The organism is Kribbella sp. NPDC051587, from assembly GCF_044453945.1.
Classification (GTDB): Bacteria; Actinomycetota; Actinomycetes; order Propionibacteriales; family Kribbellaceae; genus Kribbella.
In genome coordinates, this window is record NZ_JBITDE010000002.1 from 811,930 (window position 1) to 833,418 (window position 21,489).

Genomic DNA, 21,489 nt, shown 5'->3' on the forward strand with positions numbered 1-21,489 from the left:
TGCGTTGCAAAAGGTGAAACATGGACCATCGCGAGCTCGAACTGTTCCTGCACCTCGCCCGCACGCTCAACTACGGCCGCACCAGCCTGGAGAGCCACGTCAGCGCAGCAACCCTCACCCGGACCATCCAGCGCCTGGAAGCCCGCACCGGCAGCCGGCTCTTCGACCGCGGCCCGCGCGGAGTGGTGCTCACCGCCGACGGACGCCGGTTCGCGACGTACGCGGAACAGGTTCTGACGCTCTGGGGTGACTACCGCGCCGGGGTCGAGCTACCGCCGGACCTGACTGGTGAGCTGCGCATCTTCGCCACCGTCACCGCCTGCGAGGCGCTGCTCCCTGACCTGCTCGCCCCACTCCGCGACGCCCACCCGCAGATCCGCCTCGACATCCGCGCTGGCGACGCAGCGGTCGCTCTAGCTCACTTGGACGAGGGTGAGGTGGACGCCGCCGTGGCCGGCATCCCCAAGCGCCTCCCAGACACCCTGATCAGCCGCACCATCGCCACCACCGACCTCATCCTGGTCAGCGCACCAGGTGTGCCAGCAGACAGCCCGTACGTCGTTCCGGCGCGGGGACTCGTCCGTGAGGCAGCGTTCCGGTGGTTCCGGCAGATAGGTGTGCGGCCGGTGATCGCAGCCGAGCCCGACGGTCATGAGGCGTTGTTGGCGTTGGTGGATCTCGGCTACGGCATCGGCATCGTCCCGCGGTTGGTGCTCGACACCTCGACCTTCTCCGGTCGCCTGGTCGAGCGCCGCGCCGATCCGCCCCTGGACCAGTTGCCGATCGGGCTGTGCGTCCGCCGTACCGACCTGCACCGCCCGCTCGTCACGGCGCTCTGGAATGCGCCAATGAACTGAACGAGTCGGGGCCCGGCTAGCGCAGTCTTTGGTTTGCCTGCTTTGCGAGTTTCGCGGCCTTGCGTCCGGACATCGTTTGCGGGACGTTCATCATGGTGTCAACTTGCTTCACGATCCGGTCTTCCTTCTTTTCGGCCTTCTTCTCCTTTCGGGCATTGTTCTTCTCCTGCGCCTTGATGGCGGCATTGTCGACAGATTTTCCAAATACGCCCATGTCCCGAAAGTACAACGGTGCAGGGTCACGAACCCGGCGCGGCGGTGCCGGCCGTGGCCAGGTGCAGCGTCACCGCATCGGCGTGCAGGAGCTTCCGCGCCATCGCGGTCACCGTCCTGGCGCCGTCGAGCGATTCGTCCCGGATCCATCGCACCGGCGCCGCGAGTCCGATCCGGCCGACCTGCGAAGTGGTCTGGAGGAAGTTCCGCGACTCCACCGCGGTCCACGGCCGGTCGCGCTCCGCGGAGATCGTGCTCGCGGTCCGGGCGGGTTGCCGCCACGCACCGGCGGGGTCGCGCTCGTTCCCGTAGACCAGTCGCCCATCCGGGCGCACCACAGCGATCCGGTCGGCCCACTCACCCGCGTCGATCAGCTCAGCGGCCCGCAGCACCCCCGCAGCTCCGGCATCGTGGACGTGCTGTCCGGTCAGCCGCCCGAACCCGTAGTTCTCCAGGGCGCGCAGGTGCCGCTCGAGGACGCCGAACCAGCTGAGGACCTCGTTCACCGCCAGGAGCGCGATGTCGACCTGGAAGCCGGCGTCCTTGAAGGCCCGGGCCGAGGCGGCGAACCCTTCCGGGTCCACGAGTTCGTTCTCGACGATCGCGTCGTACCGGTGCCGGATCACCCACTCCTCGGCCGCGCGGAGCCAGCGCCGGCCGTCGGCCGCGACGTACCTGCCTGCTGTCGGCGGGTCCTCGCTGATCGGCTCGTGGAAACGGGGATGGTACGCCTCATAGGCGGCCGCGCTGAGGACGACCGGACGGCCCCGGGCGACCAGGACTGCCTTGGCCAGCGCGGTGATCGTGGCCTTGCCGTCACCCGGCTGACCTCCGACGAGAACCACGACGGGCTGTTCCTGGGCGTCGCCGGTCAGCTGGTCGGGGATGATCCGGTCGCGAAAGATTCGCGCGCTCTCCGCCTCGTCCAGCAGGTACCGGTCGTCGTCGGCCGGCCCGATCGCCGGCAGTCCGCTCTCTGTCGGACTCACGCCTCACCGTCCTCCTCGTCCGCATCGACGGCGTCCGAGGGTTCGTCGTCGGACTCCTCGTCCTCCTCGTCCTCGTCGTCGAGGTCGGTGAGGAGCTCGTCGGCGTCGCTGGAGATCCGCTCGATCAGGCGGGTGTCCAGTGGCGTCAGCTTCTGGCCACGCTGCGCCCAGGCCTCCTGCTCAGCGCGCCACCCGGCGATCGCGGCGAGGTCGGGATCGGCGTTCGCTTCCGCGGTCGCGATCAGCTGTGCGTAATAGCCGATGGCCTGCCGAACACCTTCCTGCGCAACCTCGTAGGCCATTGCCTGCGATGCCGACCACCTTGCTGTGTTCAGGTTGGCCAGCACATTGATCGTGCCGAGATCTGCCACCCGCGAACATTAACCGATCGGCGAGGTCAGCCGGCCCGCGGCGGTCGATCGAGGAGTGGAAGGGAGAATGTCGTGGATTACCCGGCCATGATTTGCCAAGTCATGGTGAATCTCCACGAGCGACGCGAATGCTGGCCGATCAGGAATGCGGCGGGGCTACGGTTCGGCCGGGGTGGAGAGTGGCGGGGACCAGTTGGGGTGGCAGGGGCGGTGCGCCTTCCAGCTGACGGATGAGAGCTTCGATGCCCAGCCGGCCCAGTTCGGAGCCCGGGGTGCGCATGAAGGTGAGCTCGGGATCACCGAGGGCGGCGACCTCCGGGACCATGAACAGCGAGAGCACCGACACGTCCCCCGGCACCTCGCGTCCCTCTCGTTTCAGGGCCGAGACCGCGCCCAGACTCGCGTACTCGTTGGCCACCACGATCGCGGTGGTGTCCGGGTGGTCGCGCAACAGGCGTTCGGCTGTCTCCCGTCCCGCGCGGGTGGTGTCCGCGCAGGGCTCGACGACGGTTCGCAGGCCGTACTCCGCCACCACCCGCCGGTACGCCGCCTCTGACCGGACCCATGGGCCGTATTCGTGGAAGCGGGGGTCGGCCAGGTCGCCCGAGATCAGCGCGAGCTCACGGTGGCCGAGCTCGTACAGGTGGCCGACCGCGGCCTCGACGGTGGCGTCGAAGTCGATGTCCACATGGGCCAGGCCGTCGAGCTCCGTCGTCCGGCCGATCAGCGCGAACGGCGTCCCGGTGTCGCGCAGCACCTCGACGCGCGGATCGGCGAGCTGGACCTCCATCAGGACGACGCCGTCGACCAGTCCCTGGCCGAGGAGTTCGCGCAGTTCGACGCCGTCGTTGCCGACCGGCCACAGCACCAGGTGGTACTCCATCGCGCGGGCCCGCTCGGCCGCGGCGGTGAAGAACTCGGCGGTCGACATCCCGAAGCGGTGCTCGAGCGCGGGATAGGCCATCGCGATGATGTGGGTCCGCCGGCTGGCCAGCGCGCGGGCGACCACGTTGCGCCGGTACCCCAGCTCGGTCATCGCCTGCTCGATCCGGGCCCGGGTCGCCGGTGTCACCGGCTTGGTGTCGTTGAGCAGGAACGACACCGTCGCGATCGACACTCCCGCGCGCTCCGCGACATCGCGCATCGTCACCACCGAAGTCGCCCCCTTGTGAACTCTTGACAGCACTGTGACCCAAGGAACATAGTCCTTTCACTTCGGAGTTAAGCGCTTTACCGGCAACTGTGCAAGGAGTCCGATGTGATCAGCAGCAAGCGGCCCATCGCCGTCCTGGCGGGTGCGATCGCCCTCGCGCTCGCCGCGGCGGCCTGCGGTGGAAGCGGCGGCGGTACGTCGTCCGGTGCAGCGGTCAGCAGCCTGACCGTCCTCGACTACTACAACAACGACCCCGACAAGGCGCTGGTCCAGAAGGGCCTGGACGCCTGCGGGACCAAGCTCGGCGTCAGCATCCAGCGGGAGACGGTGCCTGGTGACACCTTGATCCAGAAGGTGCTCCAGCAGGCGTCGTCGAAGACCCTGCCCGACGTGCTGATGCTCGACAATCCCGACGTCCAGCAGATCGCCGCCACCGGCGCGCTGGCGTCCCTGAACGACCTGGGTCTGAACGCGGACGGAGTCATTCAGGGCATGGTCGACGCGACGTCGTACCAGGGCAAGCTCTACGGACTGGCGCCGGTGACGAACACGATCGCGCTGTTCTACAACAAGGACATGCTGGCGGCAGCCGGCGTGCAGCCGCCGAAGACCTGGGACGAACTGAAGGCCGCTGCGAAGAAGCTGACCAAGCCCGGCCGCTACGGCATCGCGTTCAACGCCAACGCGACGTACGAAGGTTCGTGGCAGTTCCTGCCGGCCATGTGGACCAATGGCGGCGACGAGACCGACCTGAAGAGCCCGCAGGTGGCCGAAGCCCTGCAACTGTGGGTCGATCTCGTCCAGTCCGGCTCGGCGTCGAAGAGCGTGATCAACTGGACCCAGGGCGACGCCAAGGACCAGTTCGTGGCCGGCAAGGCCGCGATGATGGTGAACGGCCCCTGGCAGATCCCGAGCCTGGAAGCGACCCCGAACGTCAAGTGGGATGTCGTCACCTTCCCGCTGAACAAGCCGGATCAGACACCGGTCGCGCCACTCGGCGGTGAGGCCTGGACGGTCCCGCTGAACAAGGACCAGGCCAAGCAGCAGAAGGCCGCCGACTTCGTGAAGTGCCTGAACTCCGACGAGAACGAGCTGGCCTGGGCGAAGGCCCGTTTCACCCTTCCGACCAAGACCGCGCTGCTCGACCAGTACGCCAAAGAGGTGCCGTCGATGAAGGCGTTCGCCGAGCAGGTCAAGACCGCGCGCGCCCGGACCGGCAAGCTCGGCGACAAGTGGCCGGACGCCGCCAAGGTGATCTACCAGGCGATCCAGTTGGCGCTGACCGGCAAGGCCTCGGCACAAGACGCCTTCAAGCAGGCCTCGGGCGGCTGACATGGCGCAGGCGACACTGACCCGGACAGTCGCCGTACGGCGGGGGCGTGGCCGGCGGAGCGAGAGCCTGACCAAGGTCCTGTTCGTCCTGCCGGCGGTCATCGCGATGGGAGCGTTGTTCGGGTATCCCGTGCTGAAGAACCTGGTGATGAGCCTGCAGGACTACACCCTGCGCACGTTCTTCACCGGTCAGGCGCCGTTCGTCGGGCTCCGGAACTACTCGGCGATGGTGAGCGATCAGTTGTTCTCGCAGGCGATGGTGAACACCGCGTTGTTCACCATCGGCTCGATCGCCTTCCAGTTCGGCATCGGCCTGGCGCTCGCGCTGTTCTTCCGGCGGCGTTTTCCGCTCGGCGGCCTGCTGCGGTCGTTGTTGTTGCTGCCTTGGCTGCTGCCGCTGATCGTGTCGAGCGCGACCTGGCGCTCGATTCTCGAGCAGGACAACGGCATTCTGAACCGCACACTCACGGGGCTGCACCTGATCGAGGCGCCGGTGCCGTGGCTGAACTCGCCGTCGGTCGCACTGATCGCGGTGATCGGGGTGAACATCTGGATCGGGATCCCGTTCAACGTCACCCTGCTGTACTCCGGTCTGGCCGACATCCCCGACGAGTTGTACGAGGCCGGGCAGCTGGACGGGGCTACCGGCCGGCGTGCCTTCGTGCACATCACCTGGCCGAACCTGCGGCCGGTGGCGAGCGTGCTGCTGATGCTCGGGGTCGTCTACACGATCAAGGTGCTGGACATCATTCTCGGCCTGACCGGCGGCGGGCCGGCCAACGCGACGCAGACGCTCGCGACGCAGTCGTACGAGCGGTCCTTCGTCGACTTCAAGTTCGGCGAGGGAGCCGCGCTGAGCAATCTACTGATCGCGATCTCGTTCGTGTTCGCGATCTTCTACCTGCGCGGCACCCGCCGTGCGGTGGACGAGTGAGGAGCCGGCGATGACGGATTCGGCCACCCGGCGAGCGGCGTACACGGTGCTCGGCGTGCTGATCCTTGGCGTGATGCTGTTCCCGGTCTACTGGATGGTGAACGCGTCGCTGCAACCGTCCGGGAACACTCTGACGGCCGGGCTGCTGCCGCTCGACCCGAGCTTCGCCGGGTACCGGCGGGCGCTCAGCGAGCAAGGCGGCAACCTGGTCACCAGCCTGATCATCGCGACCGGGACGGTCGTGCTGAGCCTGGCCATCGCGGCGCCGTGCGCCTACGCGCTGTCCCAGTTCCGGTCCCGTTGGGTGTCGATCGGCCTGCTGGCGATCCTGATCTCACAGATGATCCCGGGGATCGTGATCGCCAACGCGCTCTACACGGCCTACGAACGGATCGGCCTGCTGAACTCGGTCCCGGGGCTGATCGTGGCCAACTGCAGCAGCGGCGTACCGTTCGCGATCCTGATCCTGCGGTCGTTCATGCTCTCGCTGCCCCCGTCGCTGGTGGAGGCCGCGCGGGTCGACGGCGCCGGCCTGTTCCGGGCGTTCGTCGCGATCGTGCTGCCGATCAGCCGGAACTCGCTGATCACCGCGGGACTGTTCAGTTTCCTGTTCTCCTGGAGCGACTTCCTGTTCGCGCTGACGCTGACCACCAAGGGCGGCGTGCGTCCGGTCACGCTCGGCATCTACCAGTACCTGGGGACCCAGGTGCAGAACTGGAACGCGGTGATGGCCACCGCGGTCCTGTCGGCGATCCCGGCCGTGGTGCTGCTGATCGCCGCCCAGAAGTACATCGCCGCCGGCGCCGTCGGCGGAGCGGTCAAATGAGGAGTTGCAGATGACGTTACGCGTACTCGTCTGGGGCGAGAACCGGCACGAGCAGACCGAGCCACACGTCGCGGAGATCTACCCCGACGGAATGCACGGCACCATCGCCGCCGGTATCCGCGAAAACCTCGACGCCGACGTTTCCACCACGACTTTGGACGAGCCGGAGCACGGTCTGACCGAGGAGGTACTGGCAGCGACCGATGTCCTCGTCTGGTGGGGACACGCGGCGCACGGTGAGGTCGAGGACAAGGTGGTCGAGCGGGTCTACCAGCACGTGCTGGCCGGGATGGGCCTTGTCGTCCTGCACTCGGGTCACTGGTCGAAGATCTTCGGCAAGCTGATGGGTACGTCGTGCACGTTGCGCTGGCGCAGTGAGCGTGACCGGGAGCTGGTCTGGACGGTGAGTCCGACCCATCCGATCGCGCAGGGCGTACCGCATCCGATCGAGATCGAGCAGCAGGAGATGTACGGCGAGTTCTTCGACATCCCGGTCCCGGACGAGCTGATCTTCATCTCGACGTTCAGTGGTGGCGAGGCCTTCCGGTCCGGCTGCACGTTCCGGCGGGGGCACGGGAAGATCTTCTACTTCTCGCCTGGTGACCAGGACTACCCGGTCTATCACCACCAGGACATCCGCCGGGTGATCGCGAACGGCGTCGCGTGGGCGAAGTCGGATCGCCCGGAGCGCGCCGTACCGACGCTGTTGCGCTACGACAGCGGAGACTTCTTCCATGGGCACGGATACACGAATGGCTGAGCCTCTCCGCGTCCTCCAGGTGGGAGCCGGCGGCATGGGCCGTGCGTGGCTCCGCACGCTTGCCGAGAGTCCCGGCGCCAGACTGGTCGGTCTGGTCGATCTCGACACCGGACTGGCTCGCAGCGCGGCCGACGAGCACGGGTACGGCGACGTACCGGTGGCTGCGTCGATCGACGAGCTGGCGTCGCTGGCTGATGCCGTGGTCGACGTGACGGTGCCGGCCGCGCATCCAGTGATCAGTGCGACTGCGCTCCGGCATGGGCTGCCGGTGCTGTCCGAGAAGCCGCTGGCCTCGACTGTTCGCGAGGGGCTGCAGATGGTGGCTGCTGCGGAGGTCAGTGGGAAGCTGCTGATGGTGTCGCAGTCCCGGCGGTACTTCCGGGCCGGCAACGCGTTCGCTCGGCAGATCGCTCAGCTCGGTGTGGTCGGGTCGCTGTCGTGTGAGTTCTACAAGGCACCGCGGTTCGGTGGGTTCCGTGAGCAGATGGCTGAGCCGTTGCTGGTGGACATGGCGATCCACCAGTTCGACCTGGCGCGCAAGCTGATCGGTACGGCGCCAGTCTCGGTGTACTGCGACTCCTACAACCCGGAGTGGAGCTGGTTCGAGGGTCATGCGGCCGCCAACGCCGTGTTCACCTTCGCCAACGGCACTCGGTTCGCTTTCAACGGCAGTTGGTGCGCTCCCGGCCTCGAGACCTCGTGGAACGGCGCGTGGCGGGCCAGTGCGGCTGAGGGGACGGCGTACTGGGACGGTGACAACGCACCGACCGCAGAGCTGGCTGACGGTACGGCGGTAGTGGCGGAGCTGGGCGATGAGCCGGAGCAGATCGCTGGCTCACTGGCGGAGTTCGTCGCGGCGGTTCGCTCCGGCACTGTGCCGCAGTCGGAGGTGCACTCCAACGTGATCAGCGTGGCCATGGTGGAGGCCGCCGTACAGTCCGCCGCTACTGGCGCGGCGGTGCGGATTGCCGACGTACTGACGACTGCGCACGCCGACGCGATCGCTACTGCGACCGACCCCGCTGTGCGTGCCTGCTTGGAGTCATGGCCGGACGTACTGAAGACTCTGGAGGTATGACGACCCTTTCGCGGTCACGGTTGGTTCCGATGCGACCGCGGGACCCGCACGAGCCCGGGCGCGTGGCGTCCACGCTGGAGCTGTTCTTCGACCTGGTGTTCGTGGTCGGGGTGAGTATCGCGGCCGCCCAGCTGCACCACGCGCTCACCGAGAAGCACATCGCGCACGGCATCGTCGCGTACCTGATGGTGTTCTTCGCGATCTGGTGGGCGTGGATGAACTTCACCTGGTTCGCCACGTCGTTCGCTACCGACGACTGGCTCTACCGGGTGCTGACGATCTTCCAGATGGGCGGTGTCCTGGTCGTCGCGGCCGGGATCGAGCCGGTCTTCACCGACCAGGACTTCACGATCTCGATCATCGGGTACGTCGTGATGCGGGTGGCGATGATCGCGCAGTGGCTGCGCGCCCGGAAGGCCTCGCCGGAGATGCGCCGGGTCACCGGCTTCTACGCCGGCGGCATCGCGGTCGCCCAGGTGCTGTGGCTCAGCATGCTGGTGCTGCCCCATGACATCGCCCAGGTCGCGTTCGTGGTCTTCGTGCTGATCGAGGTCGCCGTACCGGTGGTGGCGGAGCGGCAGGGCAGCCGGCCGACGCCCTGGCACCCGCACCACATCACCGAGCGGTACGGGCTGTTCACGCTCATCCTGCTCGGTGAGAGCCTGCTGGCCTCGGCGAACGCGATCATCGAGGCAGTGCACGAGCATGAGGCGCTGGGACCGCTGATCTCGATCTCCGTGCTCACGCTGATCGTCACTGCGGCACTGTGGTGGATCTACTTCTGGCCGCCGCACCACGCTGCGATCACGTCGTTCACCAACTCGCTGCGCTACGGCTACGTGCACTACTTCGTGTTCGCCGCGGCCGGGGCGTTCTCGGCGGGGGTCGAGGTGCAGATCGACGTCATCACGCAGCACAGCGAGCTCAGCGAGTTCGCCGCGTCGTTCACGGTGACCGTGCCGATCGCGATCTTCGTGTTCGGGATCTGGTGGATCGCGCTGCGGTCGAACGCCGATCGGGTGGTGAACCTCGTCGTACCGGTAGGTGCACTTCTCGTGCTCCTCGACCCGGTGATCCCGGTGCCGTTCGTGATCACAGCGGTCTTGATGGTGGCGATCGTGGCGGTGCTGGTGATCAGGCCGCCAAGAACTGTCGGTGGCGAGCAGTAGTTTCCCCTTGACCCACTGTGGCGATGTTGTGGTTAACTTTCGCTACTGGGGGATGCGCCTGTAAGTCACTTACTGTTGGGGGTCCGCCATGCCCGCCCTACGCCGCCTCAGTCTTGCCGGACTGGTCCTTGTCACCACCGTTGCGGGAGTGTCGATGACGGCCGCTGCCAAACCTCCGTCCCCGGACACGCCGCTGGCGCAAGCCAGTCGGGCGATCCAGGGGATGTCACTGGAGGAGAAGGTCGGGCAGTTGTTCGTGCTGTTCGCCTACGGTCCCGGCGCGCAGCAGCCGGACGCGCGCAACACCAGCCTGTACGGCGTCGCCACGCCGGCCGAGGTGGTCGCGAAGTACAAACCGGGTGGCTGGATCTACTTCGACGGCCGCGGCAATGTGCAGAACCCGACCCAGGTCGCGACGATGTCGAACGAGCTGCAGCAGGCCGCGATCGGCACCGGGCTGCACGTGCCGCTGCTGATCTCGACCGATCAGGAGCAGGGCGTGGTGACCCGGATCGGGCCGCCGGCCACCCAGTTCGGTGGCGGGATGGCGCTCGGCGCCTCCCGCAGTACGGCGGATGCCCGGACGGCCGCCGCGATCACCGGCCGCGAGCTGAAGGCGCTGGGGATCCGGCAGGACTACGCGCCGGACGCCGACGTGAACATCAACGCGCTCAACCCGGTGATCGGCGTCCGCTCCTTCTCGAGTGACCCGAAGCTGGTCTCCGACATGACCGCCGCACAGGTCCAGGGCTTCCAGCGGGACGCCGGGATCACCGCGACCGCGAAGCACTTCCCGGGCCACGGTGACACGGTCGACGACAGCCACACCGCGCTGCCGACGATCAACCACACGCTGGAGCAGTGGAACACGATCGACGCGCCGCCGTTCAAGGCCGCGATCAAGGCCGGCATCGACTCGATCATGACCGCACACATCGTCGTACCGGCGCTTGATCCGTCCGGTGATCCGGCGACGCTGAGCAAGCCGATTCTGACCGGCGTACTGCGGAAACAGCTCGGGTTCCAGGGTGTGATCGTGACCGACGGGCTGGAGATGGCGGCGGTTCGCAAGCAGTACGGCGATGCCGAGGCTGCGGTCCGCGCGATCGAGGCGGGGGTTGACCAACTGCTGCTGCCGCCGGCTCCGGACGTGCAGTTCAACGCGGTGCTGGACGCGGTGCGCTCCGGGCGGATCAGTGAGCGGCGGATCGACGAGAGCCTGCTGCGGATCCTGCTGCTCAAGCTGAAGAACGGTGTGTTCTTCCAGCCGTACGTCGACGTCGCCAAGGCCGCTGCGATCGGACCGGCGGACAGTCTGGCCACAGCCCAGAAGATCGTGGACAAGAGCATCACGCTGGTCAAGGACAACGTGAAGACGCTGCCGTTGAGCAACACCCCGCGGACCATCCTGGTGACCGGGTGGGGCGTCTCGACAACGCAGAGCCTGGCCAACAGCCTCAGCAAACGCGGTGCGATCACCACTGTCGCTCAGACCGGCGCAGCGCCGAGTGATGCGGCCATAGCGGACTCAGTGGCGAAGGCTGCCGCCAACGACGTCACTGTCGTCCTGACGCGCAAGGCGTGGGACTCGAAGGTCACCGACAAGCTGGGCAAGCAACGCAAGCTGGTCAACGACCTCCTCGCGACAGGCAAGCCGGTGATCGTTGTCGCGGTCCAGGACCCCTACGACATCGCGTACTTCGACGCTGCGCCGACGTACTTGGCCACCTACGGCTATGCGGCCGTCTCGATGGAGTCGCTGGCCAAGACCCTGTACGGCGAGATCCGGCCGACCGGCAAACTGCCCGTCGACATCCCGGTCGCCGGGCAGCCGCAGACACCCCTGTACACCTTCGGCCACGGAATGAGCTGGTGACGATGAAACGACGCACTCTGTTTACCGGTGCCGGCGTGATCGCCGCCGCGCCACTGCTCGACGTACCGACCGCGGCTGCGCACGGCCACGGCTCCGGAGGAGGTGGGCGTGGGTTGATGACCGGGGCCGAGGTGCTGGCCAAGGACAACTGGAAGGCGCTGGCCGGGCAGAAGGTCGGAGTGATCAGCAACCCGACCGGCATTCTGTCCGACCTCAACCATGTCGTCGACGTCATGCATGCGTCCGGCAAGGTGAATGTGGTCGCGGTCTTCGGGCCCGAGCACGGCTTCCGCGGTTCGGCGCAGGCAGGCGGGTCAGAGGGTGACCACGTCGATCCGCGGACCGGGATCATGGTCTACGACGCGTACGGCGCGACCGCCGACAAGCTGGTGAACCTCTACACGAAGTCCGGGGTAGAGACCGTCGTCTTCGACATCCAGGATGTCGGTGCGCGGTTCTACACCTACATCTGGACCATGTACGAGGCGATGCTGGCGGCGGTCCGCACCGGCGCGCGCTTCGTCGTACTGGATCGGCCGAACCCCACTGGTGGTTCTGCGCGCGGACCGATGCTGAAGCCCGGGTACACGTCGGGGGTCGGCAAGCGGGAGATCATCCAGCAGCACGGGATGACGGTGGGCGAGCTGGCCCGGATCTTCAACGCTGAGTACCTGCCGCTCGACACCAACGGTGCGCGGCTGAAGGAGCTCCAGGTGATCCAGGTGCGCGGTTGGACGCGCGACCAGCTGTACGACGACACCGGGCTCACGTGGGTGATGCCGAGTCCGAACATGCCGACTCCGGATACCGCGCTGCTCTATCCCGGCCTGTGCCTGTTCGAGGCGACGAACCTGTCCGAGGGGCGCGGCACGACCCGGCCGTTCGAGCTGATCGGAGCGCCGTACATCGACTATCGCTGGGCGCAGGCGTTGCAGGCGAAGAAGATTCCGGGCGTCGCCTTCCGGGAGGCCTACTTCACGCCGACGATCAGCAAGAACGCGAACGTGCTGTGCGGCGGTGTGCAGGTGCAGATCACCGACCCCTCGAAGGTCGAGGCGATCACGGCCGCGACCCACATGATCGTGGAGGCGCGCAAGCTCTACCCGGGCTTCGCCTGGCGGGCCGAGAACCCGCCCGGTCGCTGGATCGACCTGCTCAGCGGGTCCGACCGCTTCCGGACCATGCTTTCGGCGGATGCGACGGCCGAGGAGATCGTGGCAGCCTGGAAGTCCGAGACCGACGCGTGGACCGCGCGGCGGGCAAAATACCTGCTCTACAAGGGAGCGCATCGGTGAAAAGAACCGTTGCGCTCACGATAGCCTCTGCGGTGATGCTGACGATGACTTCCCCTGCGGTTGCCCACGGCAACAAATCCGGCCGGTTCGACCAGCCTTATGACGGGTACGCGCCGAAGACGACGCTGTTGCGCGACGCCTCGCCGGCTCAGGTGGGACTGGATCCGGCGCCGATCGATGCCGCACTGGCCCAGGTCGACGGCTGGACGCGGCCGGCCGGTACGGCGAAACCTCTGTACGCCGGGGCGGTGACGCTGCTCGGGCACGACGGGCACGTGGTCGCTCGTCAGGCGACGGGGCTGGCCCTCAAGTACGCCGACGGGAACGGGACGGAGCTGCCGGCCGACCAGCAGATCCCGATGCGCCCCGACACCATCTTCGACATGGCCTCGGTCTCGAAGCTGTTCACCTCGATCGTGGTGCTGCAGCTGGTCGAGAAGGGGAAGGTCGGGCTCGACGAGCCGATCGCGACCTACGTCCCGGAGTTCGCCGAGAACGGCAAGGCCGCGATCACGGTCCGGCAGGCGCTCACGCACACCACGGGGCTGCCGTCGTGGCTGCCGTTGTGGAGTTCGCGGCCCGATCCGGCCTCGCGGCTGCAGATGGCGCTGACCGCGAAGCCGACCAGCCCGGCCGGGACGACGTACCTCTACAGCGACCTGAACCTGATCTCGCTCGGCGAGGTCGCGCACCGGGTGAGCGGCAAGCCGCTCGACCGATTGGTTGCCGACGGCATCACGAAGCCGCTGCAGATGCGCGACACCGGTTACAACCCGGACCCCAAGAAGAAGCCGCGGATCGCCGCGACCGAGTACCAGACCGCGCCCGACCGCGGCATGGTCTGGGGTTCGGTGCACGACGAGAACGCGTGGTCCCTGGGTGGCGTTGCCGGGCACGCCGGCGTCTTCAGTACGGCGGACGACATGGCTGTGCTGGCGCAGACGTTCCTGAACGGCGGCAGCTACCGCGGCGCGCGGATCCTCAAGGAATCCTCGGTGACCGCGATGATCACCAACTTCAACCAGGGCTTCCCGGGGAACGACCACGGCCTCGGCTTCGAGCTGAACCAGCGCTGGTACATGAGCGGTCTGTCCGGACCACGCGCCGCCGGGCACACCGGCTACACCGGTACGTCGCTCGTGATCGACTTCGACTCGCGGTCGTTCGCGATCCTGCTCACCAACCGGGTGCACCCGAGTCGCAACTGGGGTTCGAACAACCCGGCCCGGCGGGCGGTGGCGCAGGGACTCGCGCTGGCGCTCGGGGTCGGCCCGCGGCACGGCAAGGATGCGTGGTTCTCCGGGACGACGGATGCCACGACGACCACGCTCGCCACGTCGGTCGCCGTACCGGCTGCCGGGGCGAAGCTGGCGTTCGACCTGTTCGTGGACACCGAGGACTCGGATCTGCTGTATCTGGAGACGTCGGCCGACGGGCAGACCTGGGCCAAGGTGCCGTTCACGGTCCGGGACCGGGGCACGGTGATCGATACCGACGGGACGATCAGTGGGTCCGGTGACCGGCACTGGCATCAGGTCACGGCCGAACTGGCCGCCGGGCAGCGGTCGGTGCGATGGCGGTACACGACCGATCCGCTGTACCAGGGCCGCGGGATCTACGTCGATGGTGTGAAGATCACGAGCGGGCGTGATGTTCTTCTCGACGGCGAACGAACGCCTGAGTCATTTACCGCAACAGGTTGGAGACTTTCGCGTCGGTGATCCCGTTCGGGACATGATCGCCGTACCGTGGCTGTCATGAGTTCAACAACCTCTCCAGAACCCACGGGGCCGCTGCTGGTCCGAGTCCGCGCGGTGATGCCCGCGCTGGCGCCGGCCGAGCAGCGGGTGGCGAACGCGGTCCTCGCGGACCCGGGCGGAGTGGCTGCGATGACGATCTCCGAACTGGCCGAGGTGGCCTCCACCTCGGAGACCACGGTCATCCGGTTCTGCAAGCAGATCGGCGTCCCCGGCTACCCGCAGCTCCGCCTGCAGTTGGCGGCCCAGTCGGCGACGGAGAACATCCGGCCGGAGGTCGGCGGCGACATCGAGCCGGGGGACTCGCTCGACGACGTCGTCCGCAAGGTCGCGTTCGCCGACGAGCGCGCGGTCCGCGAGACCGCGCAGCAGGTCGACGTCGACGCCCTGGCCAAGGTGGTGACCGCGGTCGTGAACGCGCCGCGCGTCGACATCTACGGCTTCGGCGCGAGCGCGTTCGTCGCGCTCGACCTGCAGCAGAAGCTGCACCGGATCCGCCGGGTCGCCTTCGCCTGGTCCGACGTGCACATGGCGCTGCCCTCGGCCGCGCTGCTCGGCGAGGGCGATGTCGCGATCGGCATCTCGCACACCGGTGTGACCGTCGAGGTCGTCGAGGCGCTCGAGGAGGCCGCCAAGCACGGCGCCACTACGGTTGCCGTGACCAACTTCCCGCGCTCCCCGCTGGCCCGGACCGCCGATCTGATGCTCACCACGGCCGCCCGCGAGACGACGTACCGGTCGGGCGCGATGTCGTCCCGGATCGCGCAGCTGACGGTGATCGACTGCCTGTTCATCGGCGTGGCCCAGCAGGTGCTGCCGGACGCGGTGAAGGCGCTGGAGGAGACCGCGACCTCGGTCCGCGGCCACCGGCTCAAGGGTTCGGATTAGGAGTCGAGTGGGTACGGATCGTTACGTCAACCGTTTCTGTCAACGATGAACAGAATTGAAAATCCTTCAGTAGAAAACTAACATCGATACCGTGACCACACCGACGGAGCAGCGCAACCCCCGCACGCTCGCCATCGACGCGGTGGGTACGACCGAGATCCTGCGGATGGTGAACGCCGAGGACGCCTCGGTCGCCGGCGCCGTCGCCGCGGTCGTCCCGCAGCTCGCCGAAGCAGTCGACCGCGCGGTCGAGGCCGTCCGCAGCGGCGGCCGCGTCCACTACTTCGGCGCCGGTACGTCCGGACGCCTGGCAGTGCTCGACGCCGCCGAACTGCTCCCGACGTTCCACGTTCCTGACGGCTTGGTGGTCGCCCACCACGCGGGCGGAATGGAAGCGCTGCTGCGCGCCGTCGAAAACGTCGAGGACTCCGAGCAGGGTGGGGCCGATGATGCGGCCGCCGTCACGGCTCGGGACATTGCGATCGGCCTCGCGGCTTCGGGCAGTACGCCGTACGTGGCTGGTGCTTTGAAGGCCGCGCGGGCTGCCGGCGCGGCGACTGTGCTGGTGACGTCGAACCCGGATGCGCCGCTGGCGCCGCTGGCCGACATCGTGATCGCCGCTGATACCGGACCCGAGGTGATCGCGGGATCCACGCGGTTGAAGGCCGGTACGGCGCAGAAAATGATCCTGAACGCGTTCTCGACCACGCTGATGATCAAACTCGGCCGCACCTGGTCGAACCTGATGGTCGACCTGGTGGCGACGAATCAGAAGCTCCGCAACCGCATGCTCCGCATCCTGGCCGAAGCCACCGGCGCCGACCACGCCTCCTGCGAGTCCGCCCTGGCCGCAGCCGACGGCGAACTCAAACCGGCCCTCGTCCACCTCCTCACCGGCGCCCCCATCCCCGCCGCCAGAGCCGCCCTGGACGCCGCCCACGGCCGAGTAGCCACCGCCCTAACCACCCTCAACGCCCACGCCTAACCCCCACCACCTTCGGGCGCAAAGGACACCGCCTTCGGCGGCGGCTGTCTTTTGGCGCCTCCGGCGCGGATGCGCGTGGGGTTGATCGCGGATCGTAGTGGGCGCGGCGAGCGAGTGGACGCCCGCTGAAAGGACACCGCCTTCGGCGGCGGCCGTCTTTTGGCGCCTCCGGCGCGGATACGCAGCGGGGTTGTCGGGCAACGGTTGTACGCGACTGAGCGGCTCGTCCGGCGTGCGCTGACGTAGGGCACTCCGCGACCGCCCGCCACGCTTTCATCCGAATCTGAGGGTCACCACGCCTCCGCCCCCAGCGCCACGCCCACCCCAGCGTGGGTGCAACTCGCGGCGCGCGCCCGTCCCGGTCAATCGGGTTCCGCGTGCACGCGACGTAGGAGCGGGCTTGGCGGCGGCGAGGTGATTGACGGTTGGCGGGATTGTTGTTGAAGGAAGTGGCGGTAGCCACGTGAAGGGGGCGGGTCGGGCGGGAATGCGCGACGTGGGAGCGCGCGTGCCCGGAGCGAGGGGGTGACGGCGCTTGAGGAGCCGGCGCGGGAGTGGGTGCGGCACCTCCGCCGACCCCACGCAATTTGAGCGGATATCCCTGCAGGTTGTCCCTTCTCCCCTCGAAATTTGGGCTCTCCTGACCCATTCGTGGGTGGTCCGGCGTACCGGTCTCTGCCCCGTGTGGGGTCAGTTGACCGGCGTGCTGATGGGACTGGCTGGGCGCGGTTCCACCGTCGGCAGTAGGTGAAGTTGCCGGGGTGGGGACAGGAAACGGGGACTGTGGACAAGGCATAGCGTGTTCAAGGCCCCCGCAGGGTGTACTCACCCCCGTGCTGTATCCCGCGCCCCCGGTACCGGACCTGTGCCACCGTCCAATCCCTCGTGCGGCGACTCGTGCGAGCGATGCTGGGCGTGAACCGTCCGAGCCGCGCACTGTTAGACGGTGACGGCGGTCCGCCCTCGCCACCCCACGTTCTCCCGCCGCATCCTCTTCCCCCGGGCGTGCAGGGTGGGTTCAGTCGCCGTACAGAAACGATGGTCCGACGTCGAGTGGAAGGAAAATGCCGCCAGAAATCGATGTCCAGCAGCACGGTGCGTCCAGTCGACGACGCACTCCCTCGCACTCGCCGATCACATCGCCGCGATCCTGCGATCGGAAGGCAACCCGCCGCCCCGACAACACGCGAACCACCCACACATACCTCACAAGAGCCGAAATTTGGGCGGAGAAGGGACAACTTGAGGGGAGATCCGCTCAAATGCCCAGGGGGGTGACACGCTGGCGGGGAGAGGGCTGGGTGGGTTGGTGGATGAGCGGGATGGGCGGTTGCTGGCGGAGGCGAACCTTTCGTACCGGCGGCCTGAGTTGTACGACGCGATGATGGGTGATGACGGGGTTGTCGCTGAGGTTGTGCGGTTGGTGGGTGAGTACGCCGTGCTGCCGAGCAGCGTGTTGGATCTTGGGTGTGGGACTGGGCGGCATCTGGCGGCGTTGCGGGATGAGTTCGGGGCCGAGGCGGTCGGGGTCGATCTACAGGGCCAGATGGTTGGGTACGGCCGACGCCGCCATGGAGTGGATCTTCGGTACGGCGATCTGACGGCGGTGCGGCTTGGCCGGCGATTCGAGCTCGTGACTTGTCTCGGCAACAGCCTGTCGTACCTGCGAAGTGATGAGGATCTGCAAGCGGCAGCGGAGACGTTGCGGGTGCACGTTGCGGACCAAGGGATTGTGGTGCTCTCGACCCTCACGACTCCGAGGGTTGAGTCGGTGCGGCAGACGGTTCGCGTTGAGGCGGCGACGGTCGCGGCGACGGTTGAGGTCATGTCGGCGTGGGATTCGGTACGGCGGCTGCAGGTGACGCATCGGACCTGGTGGCATGACGACGGCACCACGGATGTCGACGTACTGCGTCGACGGGTGATCAGTGTGGGTGAACTCGCCACGGTCCTGCGGGAGGCCGGGTTCGCTGACGTGCGGTCGGTAGGGACGGGCTTGGTAGTGGCGACTGTTTAGGCTGCCGAGGTGGATGAGGAACTGAGCGGTGGGCGGTTCTCGAAGCCGGTACGGCGTGGCGACACTGTCGTACGGCGGCGGGGGTCGGCGAATGCACAGGCGCTGTTGCGGCATCTCGAGCGGGCGGGGTTCGACCTCGCGCCGCGGATCGTCGAGGTGGACGCCGAGACGGAGACTTTGACGTACGTCGAGGGCGCGGCCGGCTATCCGCCGTTGACTGCGGCGATTCGATCCGACGAGGCGTTGGTGAGTGTCGCGCGAGCGATCCGGCGACTGCATGATGCGACGGCAGGCTTCGTGCCGGTCGACGGAATGTGGCATGACCTGGAGGTGGCGGCGCCGGTAGAGGTGGACTGCATCGGCCACCACGACCTGGCGCCGTGGAACCTCGTGTTCGACGGGTCCGAGGTGGTGGGGATCATCGACTGGGACACCATCCGGCCGTCCAATCGGCGGTGGGACCTCGCGTACGCCGCTCATCAGTTCGTGCCGTTTCACCCGCCGGCCTGGTTGGAGCCGTTCGGATGGGATGAGGAGCCGGATCGCGCCAAGCGGTTGCGCTTGTTCTGTGATGCCTACGGGCTGGGCGTCGAGCCGGCCGAACTGGTGGACCTGATCGGTCTTCGGTTGCTGGGGCACGCCGCCAACATCGAGCAGCAGGTGAAGGCCAGCAACCCCGCTTTCGACGTCCATCGCGATGAGGATCACGCCGGTGGGTACCGGGCCGCGGTCGCGTACATCCTGGCGAATCGCGCGCTGCTGCTCGGGAGCTGAACCCGGCGCCGAAGGTGTATCGAAAAATGTTTCGCGGGTGCTGGGATGCCGTTCGTGAAAGGGTGCGGGGAACCCTTCGGTACGTGCCGAAGGTAGGCCATTTCTAACCGTTGGAGAAATTAGCATCGGTTTGTTTTTGGTCGGGTGGAGCGTTTGTTTTGAGGGGTTGCTTCGCGTAATGGGATCATTACTTCTGGTCCATAGCGCACCCGTGTGATCGTGTCGTATCGTCCAGTCATCGCCAGGCCTTGGTGGGGGTGCTGGCCTTCGAATCCTTTGTGTACAAAGCCTTTGGAGCTCGGATGGCCATGGACGGGTCTGTTGTCGCGCCCGGTGCGGAGTGGGTCGACGACGTGCTGCTGTGCGGCCCGGACGGGCAGGTGTGTTTGCGCCTGCCGGAAGTGATCGACCGGGCAAAACTGCGTCGATTAGTACGGGACCGGCAAATTGAATTGGCCCAGTCCGGAATGCGTCCGGGTGGGGCAGTGGCTTTGCGTTTACCGCCGTCGCTGGCATTCGTGACGCATTTGCTGGCGGTGTGGCGCAGTGGCGGGCAGGCGATCCTGCTGGATCACCGGCTGACCGACTACGAGGTGCGGCGGGCGATCGAGCGGCTGGTGCCGCAGGTGGTGGTGTCGCCGGATCGCCCGGTGCAGGCGGGACTGCGCACGTTCGTCGACGTCGACGCGAGTATCGCCAGCTATTCAGGACATCCAGCCAGTACGACGCATGCCGTCGTCCAGCTCAGTTCGGGGTCGACCGGCCCTTCCAAGGTGATCGGCCGGACCGCGGAGGACCTGGTCGAGGAGATCATGCGGTACACGCGGATCGACGGCGTACCGGTCAAGAACGAGCGACTGATTCTGCTGCCGTCGATGGTGCACGTGCTCGGCCTGGTCGGCGGTCTGCTCTACGGATTGCACGCCGGTGTTGAGCTCGTACCGCCGGCGCGGCTCACGGGTGACGCGATCGTTCAGGCGATCGCGGCCGAGACCACGCCGGCGACCGTGCTGGGTGTGCCGTTCCATATCGGCTTGCTGGCTTCGGTTCAGCAGCCGCCGTGGTTGCCGCAGTTCAAGCGCATGACGACCGGCGGCGAACTGGTTCCCAAGGCGGTGTCGGATGCGTTCGAGCACAAGTACGGCGTTCCGCTCGGAAACATGTACGGGATGACCGAGGTCGGTGTCATCGGCACCGATCTGTACGGACGCCACCGCCCGGCGATCCAGCCGGCTCCGGGAATCGACGTCCGGACCGTTGACGGCGAACTGCAGATCGCGCGGAAGGAATCGCCGTACCTCGGTCTGTCCGATCCGTCGCGCTGGTCCGACGGCTGGTTGCGGACGCGCGATGCGGGCGTCATCGACGCGGAGACCGGTCTGGTCAGCATCAAGGGCCGACTGGACTCGCAGGTTTCGGTCGGTGGGTTGAAGGTCGACCTGACCGAGGTCGAGTACACGCTCGGAACTCTCAACGGCGTCGAGGCCGCGGTGGTCGTCTACGACGGCTCGATCACCGCCTACCTGCAGCTGAAGGAGCGGCGCGAGACCGCCCGGCTGGAGGCCGAGCTGTCGCAGCGGCTGGCGTCGTACAAGCGGCCGCGGACGCTGCACGTGCTCGATCAGTTGCCGCGGACAACGACCGGGAAGCTGGTCCGCGACCTCACCGTACTGCGCAAGGCGGTGTCGTGATGCTCGGTCAGAACGATCTCGTGCGGCGGTTCGTCGAACGCGACAGCCAGTACGGCGCCGGCGAGCGGCAGGCGGACGACGTACAGGCCGGGCACCGACTCGACGGGACCGTCCTCGAACGGGACGCGCCGGCGGAGCCCCGAGTTGCGCAGGCCGAGGCCGAGCGCTTTGCCGACGGCTTCCTTCGCGGTCCACAGCTGCAGGAACGCGAGCAGGTCGCCGGCCATCCAGTCCAGCTCGGCGGGGTCGAACCAGCGACGCGCCAGTCCGCTCACCTCACGCGGATAGACGTCCTCGAGGTCGACTCCGATGACGCCGGTACGGCGGGCCGCCACGGCGACGAGCGAGCGGCTGTGGCTGATGCTCACCGCCAGCCCGGCGATCTCCGGCCGCCCGTCGGCAGCGTGCGTCAGCACGGGGTCGTCCACGAGGGTTCCGGCGAGCGAGAGCAGCAAGGCATGGGCGGTGGCGCGCGAGTCGTCACCACCCGGCGCCGTCCAGACATCAACAACAGCAACATTCAC

The 21,489-nt window shown here is 67.4% G+C and carries 20 protein-coding genes; 15 read left to right on the top strand and 5 right to left on the bottom strand.

The genetic code is table 11. The features are described from left to right. Nucleotides 1-20 precede the first annotated feature (20 nt). Nucleotides 21-857, top strand: a complete 837-nt coding sequence (locus tag ACIA49_RS10295) for a LysR substrate-binding domain-containing protein (protein ID WP_396376802.1) — start codon at nucleotides 21-23, stop codon at nucleotides 855-857. A gap of 16 nt (nucleotides 858-873) precedes the next feature. Here the strand turns inward: ACIA49_RS10295 and ACIA49_RS10300 are convergent, their stop codons facing one another. The 4 genes from ACIA49_RS10300 to ACIA49_RS10315 form a co-directional block, all read right to left on the bottom strand. Next, nucleotides 874-1,071 (bottom strand): hypothetical protein, encoded by a 198-nt coding sequence (locus ACIA49_RS10300; RefSeq protein WP_396376803.1) that lies wholly within the window; start codon nucleotides 1,069-1,071, stop codon nucleotides 874-876. A gap of 25 nt (nucleotides 1,072-1,096) precedes the next feature. Continuing rightward, a complete protein-coding gene (locus ACIA49_RS10305) occupies nucleotides 1,097-2,059 on the bottom strand; it encodes a zeta toxin family protein (protein ID WP_396376804.1) in 963 nt (320 codons plus the stop codon). Continuing rightward, entirely contained in the window at nucleotides 2,056-2,430 is a 375-nt protein-coding gene (locus ACIA49_RS10310) for a hypothetical protein (RefSeq protein WP_396376805.1), read from the bottom strand. Before ACIA49_RS10310 ends, ACIA49_RS10305 begins: the two co-directional genes overlap by 4 nt. A gap of 139 nt (nucleotides 2,431-2,569) precedes the next feature. Beyond that, nucleotides 2,570-3,574: a LacI family DNA-binding transcriptional regulator gene (locus ACIA49_RS10315; protein WP_396376806.1), complete on the bottom strand. Its 1,005-nt coding sequence runs from the start codon at nucleotides 3,572-3,574 to the stop codon at nucleotides 2,570-2,572. A gap of 114 nt (nucleotides 3,575-3,688) precedes the next feature. Between ACIA49_RS10315 and ACIA49_RS10320 the strand changes: the two genes are divergently transcribed. The 14 genes from ACIA49_RS10320 to ACIA49_RS10385 all read left to right on the top strand — a co-directional run bounded on the left by ACIA49_RS10320 (nucleotide 3,689) and on the right by ACIA49_RS10385 (nucleotide 20,965). Beyond that, nucleotides 3,689-4,915: an ABC transporter substrate-binding protein gene (locus ACIA49_RS10320; protein ID WP_396376807.1), complete on the top strand. Its 1,227-nt coding sequence runs from the start codon at nucleotides 3,689-3,691 to the stop codon at nucleotides 4,913-4,915. Between the two features lies 1 nt (nucleotide 4,916). Further along, nucleotides 4,917-5,849: a carbohydrate ABC transporter permease gene (locus ACIA49_RS10325; protein WP_396376808.1), complete on the top strand. Its 933-nt coding sequence runs from the start codon at nucleotides 4,917-4,919 to the stop codon at nucleotides 5,847-5,849. 10 nt (nucleotides 5,850-5,859) lie between these two features. Beyond that, complete coding sequence (locus ACIA49_RS10330) at nucleotides 5,860-6,675, top strand: carbohydrate ABC transporter permease (protein WP_396376809.1); 816 nt, start codon at nucleotides 5,860-5,862, stop codon at nucleotides 6,673-6,675. Nucleotides 6,676-6,685: 10 nt separating this feature from the next. Further along, a complete protein-coding gene (locus ACIA49_RS10335) occupies nucleotides 6,686-7,435 on the top strand; it encodes a ThuA domain-containing protein (RefSeq protein WP_396376810.1) in 750 nt (249 codons plus the stop codon). Next, on the top strand, nucleotides 7,428-8,513 hold the full coding sequence (locus tag ACIA49_RS10340) for a Gfo/Idh/MocA family protein (protein WP_396376811.1): 1,086 nt from the start codon (nucleotides 7,428-7,430) through the stop codon (nucleotides 8,511-8,513). Before ACIA49_RS10335 ends, ACIA49_RS10340 begins: the two co-directional genes overlap by 8 nt. Next, a complete protein-coding gene (locus tag ACIA49_RS10345; RefSeq protein ID WP_396376812.1) occupies nucleotides 8,510-9,682 on the top strand; it encodes a low temperature requirement protein A in 1,173 nt (390 codons plus the stop codon). The genes ACIA49_RS10340 and ACIA49_RS10345 overlap by 4 nt, the downstream gene beginning before the upstream one ends. Before the next feature lie 88 nt (nucleotides 9,683-9,770). Further along, nucleotides 9,771-11,558, top strand: a complete 1,788-nt coding sequence (locus ACIA49_RS10350; RefSeq protein WP_396376813.1) for a glycoside hydrolase family 3 protein — start codon at nucleotides 9,771-9,773, stop codon at nucleotides 11,556-11,558. A gap of 2 nt (nucleotides 11,559-11,560) precedes the next feature. Then, nucleotides 11,561-12,853 (top strand): exo-beta-N-acetylmuramidase NamZ domain-containing protein, encoded by a 1,293-nt coding sequence (locus ACIA49_RS10355; protein ID WP_396376814.1) that lies wholly within the window; start codon nucleotides 11,561-11,563, stop codon nucleotides 12,851-12,853. Between the two features lie 44 nt (nucleotides 12,854-12,897). Then, nucleotides 12,898-14,574, top strand: coding sequence for a serine hydrolase (locus ACIA49_RS10360; protein ID WP_396376815.1), 1,677 nt, complete (start codon nucleotides 12,898-12,900; stop codon nucleotides 14,572-14,574). 36 nt (nucleotides 14,575-14,610) lie between these two features. Continuing rightward, nucleotides 14,611-15,498, top strand: a complete 888-nt coding sequence (locus ACIA49_RS10365) for a MurR/RpiR family transcriptional regulator (protein ID WP_391541453.1) — start codon at nucleotides 14,611-14,613, stop codon at nucleotides 15,496-15,498. Nucleotides 15,499-15,589: 91 nt separating this feature from the next. After that, nucleotides 15,590-16,483, top strand: coding sequence for an N-acetylmuramic acid 6-phosphate etherase (gene murQ / locus ACIA49_RS10370; protein ID WP_396376816.1), 894 nt, complete (start codon nucleotides 15,590-15,592; stop codon nucleotides 16,481-16,483). Nucleotides 16,484-17,792: 1,309 nt separating this feature from the next. Next, complete coding sequence (locus ACIA49_RS10375; protein ID WP_396376817.1) at nucleotides 17,793-18,500, top strand: class I SAM-dependent methyltransferase; 708 nt, start codon at nucleotides 17,793-17,795, stop codon at nucleotides 18,498-18,500. Between the two features lie 9 nt (nucleotides 18,501-18,509). After that, nucleotides 18,510-19,274, top strand: a complete 765-nt coding sequence (locus ACIA49_RS10380) for a phosphotransferase (protein WP_396376818.1) — start codon at nucleotides 18,510-18,512, stop codon at nucleotides 19,272-19,274. Between the two features lie 308 nt (nucleotides 19,275-19,582). Beyond that, nucleotides 19,583-20,965 (top strand): class I adenylate-forming enzyme family protein, encoded by a 1,383-nt coding sequence (locus ACIA49_RS10385; protein WP_396376819.1) that lies wholly within the window; start codon nucleotides 19,583-19,585, stop codon nucleotides 20,963-20,965. Here the strand turns inward: ACIA49_RS10385 and ACIA49_RS10390 are convergent. Further along, on the bottom strand, nucleotides 20,896-21,489 hold the full coding sequence (locus tag ACIA49_RS10390) for a 4'-phosphopantetheinyl transferase family protein (RefSeq protein WP_396376820.1): 594 nt from the start codon (nucleotides 21,487-21,489) through the stop codon (nucleotides 20,896-20,898). The two genes, ACIA49_RS10385 and ACIA49_RS10390, sit on opposite strands and share 70 nt — an antisense overlap.

Bases quoted from the DNA above. Each gene is read 5' to 3' on its own strand.
- ACIA49_RS10355 (WP_396376814.1), top strand. From the start codon at position 11,561: ATGAAACGACGCACTCTGTTTACCGGTGCCGGCGTGATCGCCGCCGCG.
- ACIA49_RS10345 (WP_396376812.1), top strand. From the start codon at position 8,510: ATGACGACCCTTTCGCGGTCACGGTTGGTTCCGATGCGACCGCGGGAC.
- ACIA49_RS10350 (WP_396376813.1), top strand. From the start codon at position 9,771: ATGCCCGCCCTACGCCGCCTCAGTCTTGCCGGACTGGTCCTTGTCACC.
- ACIA49_RS10365 (WP_391541453.1), top strand. From the start codon at position 14,611: ATGAGTTCAACAACCTCTCCAGAACCCACGGGGCCGCTGCTGGTCCGA.
- ACIA49_RS10335 (WP_396376810.1), top strand. From the start codon at position 6,686: ATGACGTTACGCGTACTCGTCTGGGGCGAGAACCGGCACGAGCAGACC.
- ACIA49_RS10360 (WP_396376815.1), top strand. From the start codon at position 12,898: ATGACTTCCCCTGCGGTTGCCCACGGCAACAAATCCGGCCGGTTCGAC.
- ACIA49_RS10300 (WP_396376803.1), bottom strand. From the start codon at position 1,071: ATGGGCGTATTTGGAAAATCTGTCGACAATGCCGCCATCAAGGCGCAG.
- ACIA49_RS10315 (WP_396376806.1), bottom strand. From the start codon at position 3,574: ATGCGCGATGTCGCGGAGCGCGCGGGAGTGTCGATCGCGACGGTGTCG.
- ACIA49_RS10295 (WP_396376802.1), top strand. From the start codon at position 21: ATGGACCATCGCGAGCTCGAACTGTTCCTGCACCTCGCCCGCACGCTC.
- ACIA49_RS10385 (WP_396376819.1), top strand. From the start codon at position 19,583: ATGGACGGGTCTGTTGTCGCGCCCGGTGCGGAGTGGGTCGACGACGTG.
- ACIA49_RS10340 (WP_396376811.1), top strand. From the start codon at position 7,428: ATGGCTGAGCCTCTCCGCGTCCTCCAGGTGGGAGCCGGCGGCATGGGC.
- ACIA49_RS10330 (WP_396376809.1), top strand. From the start codon at position 5,860: ATGACGGATTCGGCCACCCGGCGAGCGGCGTACACGGTGCTCGGCGTG.
- ACIA49_RS10325 (WP_396376808.1), top strand. From the start codon at position 4,917: ATGGCGCAGGCGACACTGACCCGGACAGTCGCCGTACGGCGGGGGCGT.